Origin of the sequence: Pseudomonas sp. S3E12 (genome assembly GCF_001702295.1) — a bacterium.
Lineage (GTDB): Bacteria > Pseudomonadota > Gammaproteobacteria > Pseudomonadales > Pseudomonadaceae > Aquipseudomonas > Aquipseudomonas marginalis.
The window spans coordinates 373,572-389,302 of record NZ_MBDT01000021.1; the positions used below are offsets into that span (position 1 = coordinate 373,572).

Consider the following 15,731-nt stretch of genomic DNA (forward strand, 5'->3'; position numbering starts at 1 on the left):
AATACGCGTGGGGGTCAACCGAGCCGGAACAGGACCTGGCCCGCTTCGACTTCGACGCCGGCCTGGGCAAGAATCTCAACCAACTTGCCGGCAACCTTGGCCTTGACCGGATGGAACATCTTCATCGCCTCGATCACCGCCACGGTCTGGCCGGCTTCGATGGCTTGGCCCACGGTGACGAACGGCGCTTCACCGACGGCGGGCGTCAGGTGCAAGACGCCATAGAGGCTGGCCTTGATCTCCACGGCGAAGCTGGCCACGGGGGTTGCGGGTGTTGGCGCTGCGTTCACGGCCGGCACGACGCTGGTGATCACCTGACCTGCCTGCTTGAACAGCCGCAGCGTGCTGTCGCCTTCGGTCAGGCTCAGTTCCAGCAGATCGGATTCGGCCAGCAAATCCATCAACCCCTTGATACGTGCTGAATCCATGTATGGCCCCTGCCTGTCGAGCGTGTCTTGAGTGGATGGGCCCAATCTACCGAGCCCCTCGAAAAGCGGCCAAGACGCTTTGGCTTTGGGGTGATAAGCCGACCTTATGACCGCTCAAATCAGGCTGCCACGCATCTTCGCCACCAGCTCCAGCAGGATCGCCTTGACCGCCTGGGCCGGCACCGACAACGGCAGATGCCCCGACAGGCACAGCGCCAGCGGCGCCTCCACCTCGGGTTCGACGATGCGGCACATGTGCACCGAAGTGGCCGCCACCATCACCCGCGCCGACGACTCCGGCAGGATGGTCGAGCCGAAATGGTCGGCCACGGCGGCGGTCAGCGTGGTCGAGGATTCAATTTCGGCCACCACCCGCGCACTCAGGCCGATGCGCAGGAAGGCTTCATCCACCAACCGACGCATCACGTTGTAGGGGCGCGGCAGCAGCATGTCCATGTCGGCCAGTTCGGCCAGGGGCACTTCTTCACGCGTGGCAATCGCCGGGTCGGCACTCACCAGGTACAGCGGCTCGCGCAACAGCGAGACAAAACTCAGGCCATGCACCTCGCGCCCGCCATACAGCACGGCCATGTCCATGCGGCCGTTCATGATCAGCTCGCTCAAGGTGGTGCCGAAGTTTTCATTGAGGTACAGCAGGATGCCAGGGTGGCGCTCACGCACGGTGCGCAGCAACGGCAACGACAGCGCCGACGCCGCAGTACCCGGCGCCAGCCCCACCGACACCTGCCCGGACAACGCCTGGCCGGTGGCATTGATATCGCTCTGGGCCTGCTCGCACTGACGCAAAATAATCTGCGCATGCCCATACAACACCTTGCCCGCCTCGGTCGGCGTGACGCCACGCTTGGTGCGAATCAACAGCTGCTGTTGCAGCTCGGCTTCCAGGGTTGCCAGTTGTTGGCTCAACGCCGGTTGCGCCACATGCAGTACATCGGCGGCCTGGGTCATGCTGCCGATGTCGACCAGTTTCACGAAATACTTCAGGCGGCGCAGGTTCAAAATGGCGATGCTCATGTAATGGACAAGTGATGCCTTAAATGTGGGAGGGGGCTTGCTCCCGATGAGGCAGTGTCAGTTGATGCATCTGTGACTGACATACTGCTATCGGGAGCAAGCCCCCTCCCACATTTGGTTTTGCATACACCTGGCAGGTTTGCAAAAGACAGGCCATCCGTATAACCAGCCATAAGGCTTTGCTATGGGTGCCCCTGATCCTCCATCCAAAGCACCCGCCCGGAGCAGCCAGGACTGGACGCACCACAACAGCGCAGCGCCAGCCATAAGCACTGCCTATCAAACCAGAACAAACTCATCTTATGGCGCCCTCCCCCACCCCTCGTACTGTGACCCCCGTCAACACCATCAACGAGGAACGCCCGTGACTGCCTCCCGCATCGCCGCCCGTGTGCAACGCATCAAACCATCGCCCAGCAGCGCCGCGTCCGACCGCGCCAACGAGCTGCGTCGCCAGGGCCAGTCCATCATCAACCTGGTGGTGGGCGAGCCGGATTTCGATACGCCACCCAATATTCGCCAGGCCGCCAGTGCCGCCATTGAGCGCGGTGAAACCCGCTACACCCAGAACGCCGGTACTCCAGAGCTGCGCCAGGCCATCGTCGACAAGCTGGCACGGGAAAACGCCCTGATCTACACCGCCCAGCAAGTGCTGGTGACCAGCGGCGCCAAGAGCGCGATCTTCAACGCCTTCGCCGCCACCCTCGGCGCCGGCGATGAGGTGCTGATCCCGGCGCCGTACTGGGTGTCGTACCCGGACATGGTGCTGGCCTGCGAAGGCGAGCCCGTGACCCTCGCCTGCCCTGAACACAACGGCTTCAAGCTGACCCCAGGCCAGCTGCGCGCGGCGATCACCCCGCGTACCCGCTGGCTGCTGCTCAACTCCCCCAGCAACCCCACCGGCGCCAGCTACAGCCACAGCGAATTGCGCGCACTGGCCGATGTGCTGCTGGACTATCCGCATGTGCTGCTGATGACCGATGACATCTACGAGCACATCCGTTTCGACGGCCTGGACAACCCGCATATCCTCGCCATCGAGCCGGCCTTGAGCGAGCGCAGCCTGGTGGTCAACGGCGTGTCCAAGACCTACGCCATGACCGGCTGGCGCATCGGTTACGCCGCCGGCCCCGCCGACCTGATCGGCGCCATGGCCACCCTGCAATCGCAGTCCACCAGCAACGCCTGCTCGATCAGCCAGGCAGCGGCGGTGGAAGCGCTCAACGGCGACCAGCACTTCGTCCAGCAAAGCGTGTTGGTCTACCAGCAACGCCGCGACCGCTGCCTGGAGCTGCTCAATGCCATTCCCGGCCTCAGTTGCCGCAAGCCCGATGGCGCGTTCTACCTGTATGTGAATTGCGCTGGCCTGCTGGGTAAAACCACGCCCGAGGGCAAAGTGCTGCACACCGACAGCGACGTCGTGATGTACCTGCTGGAAAGCCAGGGCGTGGCAGTGGTGGCGGGCACGGCGTATGGCCTGGCGCCGTTTTTCCGCATGTCGATCGCTACCGCGATCACCACCCTCGACCAAGGCTGTGCGCGCATCAAAGCCGCCGTCGCCGCGTTGCGCTGAGGGCCGACCATGACCGTGGCAGCCCACCCGCCCCTGAGTTTCCAGCAGGCCTTGCTGGCCATGCTCGGCATCTCCCTGGTGCTGATGCTCTCGGCACTCGACCAGACGGTGATCGGCAACGCCTTGCCGAGCATCGTCGCCGAGCTCAATGGCTTTGAACTCTACGCGTGGGTTGCCACCGGCTACCTGTTGGCGTCCATCGTCACCATTCCGATTTTCGGACGGCTGGGGGATTACTACGGGCGCAAGCCGTTCGTGCTCGCCGCCACGTTGATTTTCACCCTGGCCTCCCTGGCCTGCGCCGTGGCCAATGACATGCTGGTGCTGGTGATCGGCCGCGCCTTGCAAGGCGTGGGCGGCGGCATGCTGATCGGCACCGCGTTCGCCTGCATTCCCGAGCTGTTTCCCGATACCCGTCAACGCCTGCGCTGGCAAATGCTCTTGAGTGCGCTGTTCAGCGTGGTCAATGCCATCGGCCCGGGCCTGGGGGGTTACCTGACCGGCGCCTTTGGCTGGCGCTCGGTGTTCTACCTCAACCTGCCCCTGGGGTGCCTGGCGCTGTTGATCGCCTGGCGCTTTCTGCCCTGGTACCGCCCGCAGCAGCGCAGCGGCATTCGCCTGGACTGGCCTGGCGCGCTATTGATCGCGCTGGCCCTGGGCAGCCTGCAGCTATTTGTGGAGTGGCTGGGGCATTCGAGCCTCGCGTTGAGCGCCGCCCTGGGCCTGGGCTGCATGGCCGCGATCATCGCGCTGTGGCATTGGGAGCGGCGTTGCCCGCATGCGCTGTTGCCGGCGGCGCTGTTCAGTTTGCCGAGCCTGCGATTGTTGTTCGTACTGTCGGTGGCGGCCGGCGCGATCATGTTTTCGCTGCTGTTCTACCTGCCGCTGTTGCTGCAAGGCGCCTACGGCTACTCGCCCCAGGACGCCGGCCTGTTGATCACGCCGCTGGCGTTGAGCATCACCTTGGGGGCCATCGTCAACAGCCGCATCGTGACCCGTTTGCGCAACCCCAACCATTTGCCGCTGGCAGGCTTTGTCGCACTGCTGCTGGCGTGCCTGGGCCTGGCGGTGGTCGGGCGCGGGGCCGCGTTCAACCAGTTGCTCGGTTTGATCCTGCTGGCCGGCCTGGGGCTGGGATTTATCCTGCTCAACCTCACGGTCTTCACCCAGACCCTGGCCGAACGGCAGTTCCTGGGGATTGCCACGGCGCTGACCCAGTCCCTGCGCCTGGTCGGCGGGTTGCTCGGCACCGCAGGCATGGGGGTGCTGGTCAACCTGCTGTACAGCGCCAACGTGCAGCGGGTGTTTCTCGCGGCAAATCACGCCGAGGGCATTGCCGTGTATGCCGACCCGCAAACGCTGTTGCATGCCAGCATCGACGCCTCGCCGTGGCTGAACCTGGCCCGCGATGCCCTGGCGCAGTCCGTTGGCGTCGGCCTGTTGCTGTGCGCCGGGATCGGCGTGCTGGCGCTGTTCATCCTGTACCGCTTGCCGCCGGTGCGACTGCATGTCGTGCCGGCCACCGTTGCTCCTGAAAAACCTGCTCCTGAAAACAAATAGAAAACCTTCACTGCCGCTTTTGACTGCCCTCAAAAAAACCAAACACACATGGGGATGACACCGATGGAGCTTTTCAATCGCGCACCGACAGTACTCGCTGGCCTTTGTGGCCTGCTGATCGCCCAACAGGGCTACGCCGCCGGCCTGGTGGAAGACAGCAAGCTCAACGTGCTGGCCCGCAACTTCTTCAGTAACGCCGACAACCGCAGCGGCGCGGCCGATCCCAACTACACCCAGGAATGGGGCCAGGGCTTTATCGCCAACTTCGAGTCGGGTTTCACCCAGGGCACGGTGGGCTTCGGCATCGACGCCATCGGCATGTTCGGTGTGCGCCTGGACTCCGGCAAGGGCCGTCACTACAACCCGCAAAGCACCGCATTCAACGGCAACATGTTCCCCACCGATCACGATGGTCGCGCGGTGGACCAGTTCGGCAGCCTGGGCCTGACCGCCAAGGCGCGCTTTGCCCGGACCGAGCTGAAATACGGGACCCTGGTGCCGATGCTGCCGGTGGTGATGTCCACCGACCGCATGCTGCAACAGACCTTCAACGGCGGACAGGTGCAGTCCAAGGACCTGGACCATTTCACCTTCACCCTCGGCCAATTGGAACACGTGAAAGGCCGTGGTTCGAGCAACCAGATGGGCATGTCGATCCCGGGCGCCAACAACGCGGTCAGCGGCGAGTTCGTCAACAAGTTCTACTACGGCGGTGTCGACTACAAACCCACCAAAGACCTGACGTTGCAGTATTACTACGGCAACCTGCAGGACTTCTACAAGCAGAACTTCCTGGGCCTCAAGTACGACTGGCAGATCGGCCCGGGCACCCTGCGCACCGACCTGCGCCACTTCGACAACCGCTCCGACGGCGCCAACGGCAACGACCCGGCGTTCTACACCTTCGGCTACTACGGCGACGGCGTGACCAAGGGCAAGGTCGACAGCCGCCTGAGCAGCGCCCTGTTCACTTACCTGGTCGACGGCCATACGATTGCCGCCGGCCTGCAACAGGTCAGCGGCGACAGCGATGCGGTGTGGCTGAACCAGGGGGACGGCTCCACGGCCTACTTCATGACCGAGTCGATGATCGGCAAATTCCAGCGCGCCGGGGAAACCACCTGGCAGGTGCGTTACGGCTATGACTTCGCCACGGTCGGCGTGCCAGGCCTGAGCTTTGTGGGCATGTACGAAAGCGGCTCGAACATCCGCACCCCCACGGGCGACAAAAGCGAGTGGGAACGCAACCTGACGGTGAGCTATGTGTTCCAGCAAGGCCCGCTGAAGAACCTGAGCATCGCCTTGCGCCATGCCTCATTGCGCACCGAAGTCACCACCCAGCGTGACAGCGATGAGCATCGGGTGATCATCAGTTACCCGTTGAGCATTTTGTAACGCCAGCCCCCTAGCGCTTGGGCGACAACCCGATCGCACACGCGACCACCGCCGGGTCGCCGGGGCAAAACGCACGCGTGCCTATTGAACCCTTACTGCCCCGGGGCGCCATGCGCTCCGTGTCTACTGCGCGCAGCGTCGGGCGCTCCAGTGACTGTGGCGTGTGCAAGGGATCGACCATCTCCATGCAACGGCGCAGCGAGTTGAAGTCCGGCGATTGCGACAGCGACAAATGCAAGGTCTGGCTTACCGACACCGACACCATTGAACTCTGCGCATATTGGCCGTCATACGCCAGTGTGTGGCGGATCAGCGGGTTGTCATGGCAGTACTTCAACAGGTTCACCTCCCGTGTATGCACCAGCGCCATGTTGATGATCAACAGGTCGAATGCCACGCCGGGGGAACGCGTCAACGCCAGCAGTTCGTCGAACGAACCAATCGGGGCGATACGGTGATAGCCCATCTGGTTGAGCATTTTCTCGATCTTGATCCGTTGCAGAAGGTCTGCATCGGCAATCAGAAGGCGTAACGCTTTATTGGACATAGGTAAACCTGACAGTTGGGCATCAGCGTCGATCATTCAACGCCGCTACGTTAACCGTCGGGCGGCAAACCTGACTTTAAGGCGATTCTGAAACGCTAAGCCGGTACACCGGCACACTTTTAAGAATCGCCTGAAAGCCCCCGTGCGCACCTCTCCCTACCATGGACTGCGTCCCCACGCTCCCATGGATTTCAATTGTGCTCATGTTTCTACTCAGAATGGCGATGCTGGCCTGTGCGCTGCTGGCTCTCGCACCGCCACCCGCCCGTGCTGCGTTGAAGATCGAAGGCACGCGCCTGATCTACTTCGGCCAGGACAAGGCCGCCAGTATCAGCGTGGTCAATCAGGCACCGCGTGACGTCGTGGTGCAAACCTGGGTCACCGGCGAGGACGATTCAGCCGCAGGCCCCGTGCCGTTTGCCACCCCTGAACCGCTGGTGCGACTGGGCGCCGGGGAACATCACCGGCTGCGCATCCTGTATGCCGGGGAAGGCTTGCCCGCCGATCGCGAGTCGTTGTTCTGGCTCAACGTCATGGAAATTCCGCTCAAGGCGCAAGACGCCAACAGCGTGCAGTTCGCAATACGCCAACGGCTCAAGCTGTTCTATCGGCCGCCCGCGCTCAAGGGTGGCTCGGCCGAGGCGGTGCGGCAATTGTCATGGCGCAGCGACGACGGGCCGACCATCACCGTCAGTAACCCCAGCGCGTTTCACCTGTCGCTGGTCAATGTACAGACCGACAGCCTGGCGCTCAGCGATTACCTGCTGCTCAAACCCCATGAGAGCAAAACCCTCACCGCACCGAGACGTCTGGCCAAAGGCACTTCCCTTCACTTCACCGAAATCACCGATATCGGCTTGCAGGCCCGCCATAGCGCGGCGCTCAAGTGATAGATCGCGGAGTATCTGCCCCCATGTCACTCACCAAACACTGCTTACCGATGCTGCTGTGGGCCTGTGCGGTCCTGCCGGCTACCAGCCACGCGCTGGCCTGCCGTGAGGACGGCACCAACTCGATCATCACCCAGGAGGCACTGGGTACTGCACTGGCGGTGGCCGCCGATGCGCCCAACGGCACCATCATCTGGGAGTCGGGCCCGCGCTCGACCGATGTAATCTGCAAGGACGACTACGGCCATGGCCGCGAAGAAGTGTATTTCTACGTCAACCCGGCCGGCGTGAGTATCGGCACGGGTATTCGCGTGGGCATTCGCTACAACAACCAGCCGATTACCCAAAGCACCGGCAAGGTCGGTACCGGCTTCTATTCCGATCGAGGCTGCAACTTGGCCAATTGCGTCGGCTGGGACAAGGCGCGCTTTACCCTCAACTTCAGCGTGTTCATCGAGAAATACGACCCCACGCCACCCAGCGGGCAAGCCAGTACGTTGACCTCCTACCGGGTATTCCAGCTCGACGGCGTGCGCGGGCTCAACTCGCGGCCCAACAGCAATTTCAACTACGTGGTCACCGGCATGAACGATATCCGCTTCGTGCCCTGTACCCCCGAGTTGACCATCACCCCCAGCGTGGTCAACTTCCCAACACCGTCGCGCAAGGCTGCCATCGGTGAAGTGGCCAGCAGCGCCAACTTCAGCCTGAACCTGCGCAAGGGCTGCGACACGCCCTACACCATCAGCGCACGCTTCGCCAGCACGGCGGGGGGCGGCAGTGTGATCAATGGCTTGCTGGTGCCGGATAACAACAGCTCGGTGGGCATCGCGCTGTCCCGCGCCGAGAGCCAACAGCAATTGCCGTTCAATAACTGGTTCACGCTGCAAGAGTTGATGGGGCTGGGCCAGAGCCACGATGAATTCCGCGCCGACCTGAAATGGCGCACCTTACCGATCCCGGGTGCCTTCGACGCCGCCGTGGTGGTGGATATGTACTACAAGTAGGCCCGTTTTAAGGATCGTCTTATACCCCCGGTGCACCGTGCTGTTTAAAGTGCGTCGATGCGATTGAAAAGTTATCTGCTCCAGATCAACCCCGTCCTCTCCCGACCCGAAGCAGCCAGAAGGCTGCTTCGTATTTTTGCGACCGTACTGCTGATCGGCATCCTGAGCGGGGTCTATACCTTTCTACTGTCGACGTTCAACAACGACATCTCCCAGCGCCGCGGCTACATGAGCAGCGCCATCGCCGAAGCCCACACTTTTTTCACCAACCGCGAGGCCCTGCTCGAAAGCCTCAGCCTGTCCGCGGTGCGCAAGCAGGCAAGGATCTATCCACCCTCGGAGGAGGAACAACACCTGCAACTGGGTGACACGCCAGGCAACCAGTGGAGCATCTGGCTGACCACGCGCATGCGCGATTACCTCAAGGCCAAGCAGGTCAACCTGCTCTACGTGAACACCGGCCCGACCCCACAGGTGACGCGGCTGTACGACTCCACTGCGCAGGTGCTGCCGATTTCCAAATGCATGCTCAACCGCCTCAAGGCCCTGCAAAACAGCGACCCGGGCACACTCAAGGAGCTGTGGCTCAGCGACAAGACCGAGCAGCACTCGCACCTCTACATCTTCATTCGCCTGGATGAGCGCGACCCCCGCTCCGGCTGGCTGGGCCTGGAAATGGAAAGCCGCGAAGTGTCCCAGACCCTCAGCGACCAGAGCGCCGGCGAATTCATGATGCTCAACTCCCAGGGCATGCTGGTCTTCACCAACAGTCACGACTCACAGCTGAGCCAGCAACGCCTCAAGCCCAGGGAAGACAATTTTTTCGGGTTTGTCGGCAGTGGTTTCCTGCCCGACCACCTGGTGATCCGCAAGCATCTGAAGTCCTCGGACTGGCAACTGATGTACTCCATCGACCTGCGCGCGGTGGTCACCGGCCTGTGGAAACAGTTGCTCGGCTCGCTGCTGTTCTGCCTGTTCAGCCTGACGTTGATCTGGCTGGTGATGCGCCGCGTCGACCAGCGCTTCATCATCCCTTCGATCCATCGCATCCAGGCCTTGATCGAAAGCGAGGCGTTCGGCCGCGACGTGATCCAGACCGCGCCCGTTGCCCTCTGCGTGCTGCGCCGCACCGATGGCCAGGTGGTGCTGGAAAACACCCTGGCCCAACAGTGGCTGGGCCACGGCCCGGAGCGTGAGGCGTTGCGCGCCGGCTGGATCGAGCAGGCCTTTGCCTGCGAACCGAGCGAACACAGTGACTACTTCGAAACCATCGACGGCCGCCACCTGTACCTGAGCAGCGCCCCCACCCGCTATCGCGGCGAGGACGTGCTGTTTTGCGCGTTCAGCGATATCAGCGCACGCAAGCAAGTCGAGGCGGCGCTGGAAGAAGCACGTCAATCGGCGGATGCCGCCAACGCCGCCAAAACCCTGTTCCTGGCAACCATGAGCCATGAAATCCGCACACCGTTGTATGGCGTGCTCGGCACCCTGGAATTGCTGGCGCGCACGCAACTGGACGCCCAGCAGAAGGACTACCTGCATGCCATCGAAGGCTCCTCCTCGACGCTGCTGCAGTTGATCTGCGACGTGCTGGATGTGTCGAAGATCGAGGCCGGGCAACTGGCCCTGGAGTTGAGCGAATTCTCGCCCCTGGACCTGGTCCACGAAATCATCCAGGGCTACGCCGCAGCCGCCCAGGGCAAGGGCCTGCAACTGTACGCCTGCTTTGATCCCACGCTGCCGGAACGCTTGATCGGCGACGTGACGCGCATCCGTCAGATACTCAACAACCTGCTCAACAACGCGGTGAAGTTCACCGACTACGGGCGCGTGGTGCTGCGGGTCAAAGTACTGGGCCGCGACGGCGAGCGTTCCAGCCTGTTGTGGCAAGTCTCGGACACCGGCAAAGGCATCGCTCAGGAAGACCAGGCGATGATTTTCGAACCGTTCTACCAGAGTGAAGGCAACACCAATGTGGTCGCCGGCACCGGCCTGGGCCTGCCGATCTGCCAACGCCTGACGGAGTTGATGAACGGCAATATCCGCATGGTCAGCGAACTCGGCCTGGGCAGCAGTTTCAGTCTGATCCTGCCGCTGGAAGAGGCTCCCACCCCGCCCATGCCCCCCCTATTGGCCGAGACTATCTACGTGGCCTCGCCGATTTCGGAGTTGGCCAACTCGGTCAGTGGCTGGCTGCGTCGCTGGGGCGCCAGGGCCCAGACCGGCCTGCCGACCCTGGCGGACAATCATCTGCTGCTGCAAGTGCACCCCGGCAGCATCGACCCGTTGCTGGTGCCCGAGTGGCCGGGCCCGGTGATTCACGTCAGCAGCAACGCCTGCACGGCCCTGGAGGCCGACGCCGGTGCCTGGCACGTCAACCTCAACCACCTGGGTGCTATTCATCAGGCCGTCAGCCAGGCGCAAGGGCTGTGGGTGGCCCGCGCCGATGAGCACACGCGCCAGCGTGACCTGAATAAACTCAACCTGCACCTGCTGGTGGCCGAGGACAACATCATCAACCAGCTGATACTGCGTGACCAACTCGAAGAGCTCGGCTGTACCGTGGAGCTGGCGGCCGATGGTCAGGAAGCGTTGCAGCTGTACACCGCCGGCAACTTCGACGTGGTGTTGACGGACGTGAACATGCCCCATATCAACGGCTATGAATTGGCGCGCGAACTGCGCCGCCAGGGCTGCCCGTTGCCGATTATCGGGGCCACCGCCAACGCCATGCGCGGCGAGGCCGACCTGTGCCTGGCCGCCGGCATGAACCACTGCCTGGTCAAACCCTTTGCGTTGCGGGCTCTATTCAACTCCCTGGCGCCTTATGCACGGATCACCCATGAAGCCCCTTAGTATTTTGATTGTTGAGGATCATCCCCTGCAGCACATCTACCTGCAGCACCTGCTCAGTGAGTTGGGGGAGTTCATGCTCGAAACCGCCGCGGATGGCAAAGAAGCGCTGGAGCAGCTGCGCCAGCGGGATTTCGACCTGGTACTGACCGACCTGCTGATGCCCGGCATGGACGGCGTGCAGTTTATCCAGTGCCTGGCCAGCCTGCGCTGCAAGCCGGCGCTGGCGATCATGAGCGCTGCGTCGCGACGCATGTTGATGGCGGCCAGCCTGGTGGCAAAAAACCTCGATGTGGAGGTGATCGGGCTGATCTCGAAACCGGTTGCCGCCGATGCATTGCGCAGCCTGGTGGAACAACTCAGGAACAGGGTGTGCAAGCCCTCCCCCGCAATGCCCGAGCACGTGGACATCGACCGTCACAGCCTGATCCAGGCCATGAGCGCCGGCCAGTTCCAGGCCTGGTTCCAACCGAAAAAATCCCTGGCCAACGGCCGTATCGTCGCCGCCGAAGCGTTGGTGCGCTGGATGCACCCCGAGCAAGGCGTGATGCTGCCGGGTGCCTTCCTGCCGGCGATCAAGGCCTTCGAACTGGAGGAACGACTACTGTGGCTGGTGCTCAAGCAGGCGATCCACGCCCAGGAACACTGGCGCCAGCGTGGCTATGAAATCCCGGTGTCGATCAACCTGCCCACCCACCTGCTCAACAGCCACGACCTGGCGGACCGTTTGCTGGAGTTCGTGCTGCACCACGATGGCATCCCGGGGATGATCTGCTTCGAGTTGATGGAGTGCTCGGTGCCGCAGGACATCAGTAACTTCTATGCCGGTGCCTGCCGCCTGCGCATCAAGGGGTTCGGGCTGTCCCAGGATGATTTCGGCAAGGGCTACAGCTCGTACCTGAACCTGGTGTCCACGCCGTTTACCGAACTCAAGATCGACCAGGCGCTGGTCCAGGGCAGCCATGACAACGAAGGCATTGCCCAGGCGTTGGCGAGCATCATCGCGCTGGGCCGCAAACTCGGCCTGACCGTGGTCGCCGAAGGGGTGGAGACGCCCCAGCAACTGGCGCTCCTGCGCAAGATCGACTGCAACCAGGTGCAAGGTTTTCTGATCTCCCACGCGGTGTCGCCGGATCAATTTCAACAACTACTGAACAATGATGGCCCTGCGACATCTCACTAGCAGCCGGCCCCGGATTATTTACCCCGTATTAAGGAGTAAGCTCCATCCAGTGCCGATTTATCCTGCGACCGCGGAAACCCTTGATGAAGCACAACAACGCGATCCTCGAAGCTTTCACCCGCAGCTCATTGCGCCTGAACAAAGGCCTGATGGTGCTGATTGGCATCGCGTTGCTGCTGGTCCTGACCAACTACTGGTCACTGCAACGCGGGATCGAAACCCGCTACGGCGCCACGCGCTTTCACTTCGCGCGGCTGATGGAAAACCTGCAGGAGCAGGAGTCCTATCTCAAGAGCCTGACCCACCCGGGCATCCAGGCCGAACTGTTGCGTGCCACCCATGTGCAGGTCAGCCTGAAAAGCCGCATGGTCGACAACCACCGCACGCTGTACGAAGGCCAGAAGTATTCGTTTTCGGTGCCCTTCAGCGCCAAGTTCGATGAGCAACAGGTCAATGTCGCTGCCCGGCCGCAGATTTTCGCGCTGGGCGCCCACCTGACCAGCTACTACAGCGCCTTCTGGTCCTCCTCGCCCTACGAGGCACCACAAACCTTCCTGTTCAATCGTCAGGCGAACTACACCATTACCGTGCCGTCCGTGGGCTACCAACGCCGCGAAAGCACAGAGGACACGGGCAACCTGGTGGCGCTGGTCAACGCAGTGCAACAACGCCTGGAGCAGACGCCCCAGCCCCTGGAACAAAACCGTGTGTATTGGCAAGCCGGTCCCGCCGCCGAACATTTGCTGGCGTATATCGGCCTGCCACTTGGCGGTCAGGAACAGGCGGTAGTCGGCACCTTGCTCGACCTGTCGCGGGTCGACGATGTACAGCGCGCCCTGGATCACTCGGCATTCGATCGCCTCACGTTGATGGGCCCCGACGGCCAGCGGCTGGCCGGGCCCGACATCGACGCATCGCTCAGCGATGGCGTGCACTTCAACGCCGATGGCTTCGAATTCAAGATGACCCAGGCCGGTGACCGGCCCTGGAGCGCGGTCTATGGCCTGAACTACGCGCACTTCTTCCACTCTGCGCTGTGGCCGCTGAGCAGCCTGGCGTTGTTTCTCGGCGGCCTGATCACCCTCGGCTGGGGCGGCAGCCGCTGGTATCGGCGCCAGGTAATCAACCCGGCGCGCCTGGCCCACGAGCGCATTGCCGAAAGCGTGGCGTTCAGCCGCGTGATCATCGACACCGCACCCACCGGCCTATGCGTGGTGCGCCGCAGCGACGGCAAGGTGCTTATCGAAAACCAGCGCGCCCAGCAATGGCCGGGCACCGCACGCCTGGTAGCGGCCATGGCCGGTACACCTGAGGGCGCCGAGAGCGGCGAGACGCACCTGGAGATCGAAGGCCGGCACCTGCAGATCGGCTTCGTGTCGACCCGCTACCAGGCCGAAGACGTGCGCCTGTATGCGTTCAACGACATCACCCGTCATATCGATGACGCCCAGGCCCTGGAGGACGCCCGCCGCGCCGCCGATGCGGCCAACGAGGCCAAGACCCTGTTCCTGGCAACCATGAGCCATGAAATCCGCACACCGCTGTATGGCGTGCTCGGTACCCTTGAACTGCTCGGGCTGACAGACCTGGACCCGCACCAGAAAACCTACCTGCAGACCATCCAGCGCTCATCCGGCACGCTGTTCCAACTGATCAGCGATGTGCTCGATGTGTCGAAAATCGAATCCGGGCAAATGGCGATAGAAGCCGTGGATTTCTGCCCGCTGGACATGCTCGAAGACACCCTGCACACCTACGCCGCCTTCGCCCAGCGCAAGGGTTTGCAGCTCTACAGCTGTATAGACCCGCAACTGCCGGACTGCGTCATGGGCGATCCGATGCGGATTCGCCAGATTCTCAATAACCTGGTGAGCAACGCCATCAAGTTCACCGACATCGGCCGCGTGGTCATCCGCGCCCGGGTCACGGCACAGGACGCCAACCACGTTGACCTGGAATGGCAAGTCACCGACTCCGGCGTGGGCATCCCCGAGGCGCAGCAGGCCAAGCTGTTCGATCTGTTTTACCAGGCACCGGACACCGCCAGCGAAGGCGGCGCAGGGCTGGGATTACCGATCTGCCGGTGGCTGGCACAGATGATGGACGGCGAGATCAGGGTGGTCAGCGAGCCGGGCCTGGGCAGCAGCTTCACATTGAAAATGCGCCTGCCGCTGTGTGGCGGTGCCTTGACCAACCTGCCGCTGATCGAGCCCAGCCCGACGCCGGTGTATGTGCAGGCACCGGTGCGCGAGCTGGCACAGTCAATGAGTGACTGGCTCAACCGCCTGGGCATTGCGGCGGCGCTGGCGGCGCCCACCCAGGAACAGGACAACCGCCACGCGGTGCTGGTGGACCTGTTCGCCAGCGACCCCGCGCGGCCCTGGGTCGGCCAGCGCGTGCTGTGCCTGCCAGGTGCGCACAGCCCGCCGCTGCACACGGCCCAGGGTTGGAGGGTGGATATGTACGATGTACGTGCCATCGCCGCCACGGTCTCGCTGGCACAACACGGCAAGCATGAGCAACCGCCTGCGACGCGCCTGCAAAGTGCCGGGCAGTTGGGGTTGCATATCCTGGTGGCCGAGGACAACCCGGTCAACCAGGCGATTATCAAGGAACAGCTGGAAGCACTCGGTTGCTCGGTGTCCTTGGCCGCCAATGGCGAGCAGGCCCTGCACTTGTGGCAACCGCACGCCTTTGACCTGGTGCTGACCGACGTGAATATGCCGTTGATGAATGGCTATGACCTGGCCAGGGCCCTGCGCGAGCACGACCCGCAGTTGCCGATCATCGGCGTGACCGCCAATGCGATGCGTGAGGAAGGCGTGCGCTGCCTGGCGGTGGGCATGAACGCCTGGATCGTCAAGCCCTTGAGCCTGCAAACCTTGCGTGGCCAGTTGATCAAGCTGTGCAAGGTCAAGCCGCCGGTTGCGCCAGCCAACGCGTCATTCAACGACAGCGTGCAGTTATCGGAGAAGATGCGCCCGCTGTTCATCAGCAGCGTGGAGCAGGACTTGCAAGGTATCGACGCCGCCCTGGCCCAGCGCGACGCCCACGGTCTTGGCCAACGCCTGCATTCGCTGGCCGGCGCCCTGGGGGCCGTCCAGGCGCTCGACCTGGCCCACGCCTGCATCGAACTGGAAAGCGCACTTAACCGTGGCAGCCTCGACACTGCCCTTACGCTCAAGGTGAAAGCGGTCATGCAGCGACTGTCGGCCGTCCTGGAGACTCTCCAGCCCGGGCACTCTTCACTCACTTGAACC

Annotated in this window: 11 protein-coding genes; 8 read left to right on the forward strand and 3 right to left on the reverse strand. The window is 62.8% G+C overall.

Annotation, left to right across the window (positions count from 1 at the left end):
- Window positions 1–14: 14 nt before the first annotated feature.
- Window positions 15–428: an acetyl-CoA carboxylase biotin carboxyl carrier protein subunit gene (locus BB029_RS18315; RefSeq protein ID WP_065940251.1), complete on the reverse strand. Its 414-nt coding sequence runs from the start codon at window positions 426–428 to the stop codon at window positions 15–17.
- Between the two features lie 114 nt (window positions 429–542).
- On the reverse strand, window positions 543–1,448 hold the full coding sequence (nac, locus tag BB029_RS18320; protein ID WP_027608096.1) for a nitrogen assimilation transcriptional regulator NAC: 906 nt from the start codon (window positions 1,446–1,448) through the stop codon (window positions 543–545).
- A 379-nt stretch (window positions 1,449–1,827) separates the two neighbouring features.
- On the opposite strand from nac, the gene BB029_RS18325 reads away from it, so the two are divergent.
- From BB029_RS18325 to BB029_RS18335, 3 genes are all read left to right on the forward strand, one after another.
- Window positions 1,828–3,036 (forward strand): aspartate transaminase, encoded by a 1,209-nt coding sequence (locus BB029_RS18325; protein ID WP_065940252.1) that lies wholly within the window; start codon window positions 1,828–1,830, stop codon window positions 3,034–3,036.
- Window positions 3,037–3,045: 9 nt separating this feature from the next.
- Window positions 3,046–4,596 (forward strand): MFS transporter, encoded by a 1,551-nt coding sequence (locus BB029_RS18330; RefSeq protein WP_065940253.1) that lies wholly within the window; start codon window positions 3,046–3,048, stop codon window positions 4,594–4,596.
- 63 nt (window positions 4,597–4,659) lie between these two features.
- Window positions 4,660–5,991 (forward strand): OprD family porin, encoded by a 1,332-nt coding sequence (locus BB029_RS18335; protein WP_065940254.1) that lies wholly within the window; start codon window positions 4,660–4,662, stop codon window positions 5,989–5,991.
- Between the two features lie 10 nt (window positions 5,992–6,001).
- Here BB029_RS18335 and BB029_RS18340 read toward each other — a convergent pair whose 3' ends face one another.
- On the reverse strand, window positions 6,002–6,538 hold the full coding sequence (locus BB029_RS18340) for a chemotaxis protein CheY (protein WP_065940255.1): 537 nt from the start codon (window positions 6,536–6,538) through the stop codon (window positions 6,002–6,004).
- A gap of 203 nt (window positions 6,539–6,741) precedes the next feature.
- On the opposite strand from BB029_RS18340, the gene BB029_RS18345 reads away from it, so the two are divergent.
- The 5 genes from BB029_RS18345 to BB029_RS18365 all read left to right on the forward strand — a co-directional run bounded on the left by BB029_RS18345 (window position 6,742) and on the right by BB029_RS18365 (window position 15,728).
- A complete protein-coding gene (locus BB029_RS18345; protein ID WP_227451420.1) occupies window positions 6,742–7,428 on the forward strand; it encodes a molecular chaperone in 687 nt (228 codons plus the stop codon).
- Window positions 7,429–7,451: 23 nt separating this feature from the next.
- On the forward strand, window positions 7,452–8,435 hold the full coding sequence (locus BB029_RS18350; protein ID WP_027607485.1) for a fimbrial protein: 984 nt from the start codon (window positions 7,452–7,454) through the stop codon (window positions 8,433–8,435).
- Window positions 8,436–8,492: 57 nt separating this feature from the next.
- Window positions 8,493–11,291 carry an ATP-binding protein gene (locus tag BB029_RS18355; RefSeq protein ID WP_065940256.1) on the forward strand — a complete coding sequence of 933 codons (2,799 nt, stop codon included), beginning with the start codon at window positions 8,493–8,495 and terminating at the stop codon, window positions 11,289–11,291.
- Window positions 11,278–12,471: an EAL domain-containing protein gene (locus BB029_RS18360; RefSeq protein ID WP_027607483.1), complete on the forward strand. Its 1,194-nt coding sequence runs from the start codon at window positions 11,278–11,280 to the stop codon at window positions 12,469–12,471. The genes BB029_RS18355 and BB029_RS18360 overlap by 14 nt, the downstream gene beginning before the upstream one ends.
- 83 nt (window positions 12,472–12,554) lie before the next feature.
- On the forward strand, window positions 12,555–15,728 hold the full coding sequence (locus BB029_RS18365; RefSeq protein WP_065940257.1) for a hybrid sensor histidine kinase/response regulator: 3,174 nt from the start codon (window positions 12,555–12,557) through the stop codon (window positions 15,726–15,728).
- The last annotated feature ends 3 nt before the right edge of the window (window positions 15,729–15,731 follow it).

What these genes read in the sequence shown, in the direction of transcription:
- BB029_RS18315 (WP_065940251.1), bottom strand. Translation starts at nt 428, where the DNA reads ATGGATTCAGCACGTATCAAGGGGTTGATGGATTTGCTGGCCGAATCC.
- BB029_RS18335 (WP_065940254.1), top strand. Translation starts at nt 4,660, where the DNA reads ATGGAGCTTTTCAATCGCGCACCGACAGTACTCGCTGGCCTTTGTGGC.
- BB029_RS18365 (WP_065940257.1), top strand. Translation starts at nt 12,555, where the DNA reads ATGAAGCACAACAACGCGATCCTCGAAGCTTTCACCCGCAGCTCATTG.
- BB029_RS18345 (WP_227451420.1), top strand. Translation starts at nt 6,742, where the DNA reads ATGTTTCTACTCAGAATGGCGATGCTGGCCTGTGCGCTGCTGGCTCTC.
- BB029_RS18360 (WP_027607483.1), top strand. Translation starts at nt 11,278, where the DNA reads ATGAAGCCCCTTAGTATTTTGATTGTTGAGGATCATCCCCTGCAGCAC.
- BB029_RS18350 (WP_027607485.1), top strand. Translation starts at nt 7,452, where the DNA reads ATGTCACTCACCAAACACTGCTTACCGATGCTGCTGTGGGCCTGTGCG.
- BB029_RS18340 (WP_065940255.1), bottom strand. Translation starts at nt 6,538, where the DNA reads ATGTCCAATAAAGCGTTACGCCTTCTGATTGCCGATGCAGACCTTCTG.
- BB029_RS18355 (WP_065940256.1), top strand. Translation starts at nt 8,493, where the DNA reads ATGCGATTGAAAAGTTATCTGCTCCAGATCAACCCCGTCCTCTCCCGA.
- BB029_RS18330 (WP_065940253.1), top strand. Translation starts at nt 3,046, where the DNA reads ATGACCGTGGCAGCCCACCCGCCCCTGAGTTTCCAGCAGGCCTTGCTG.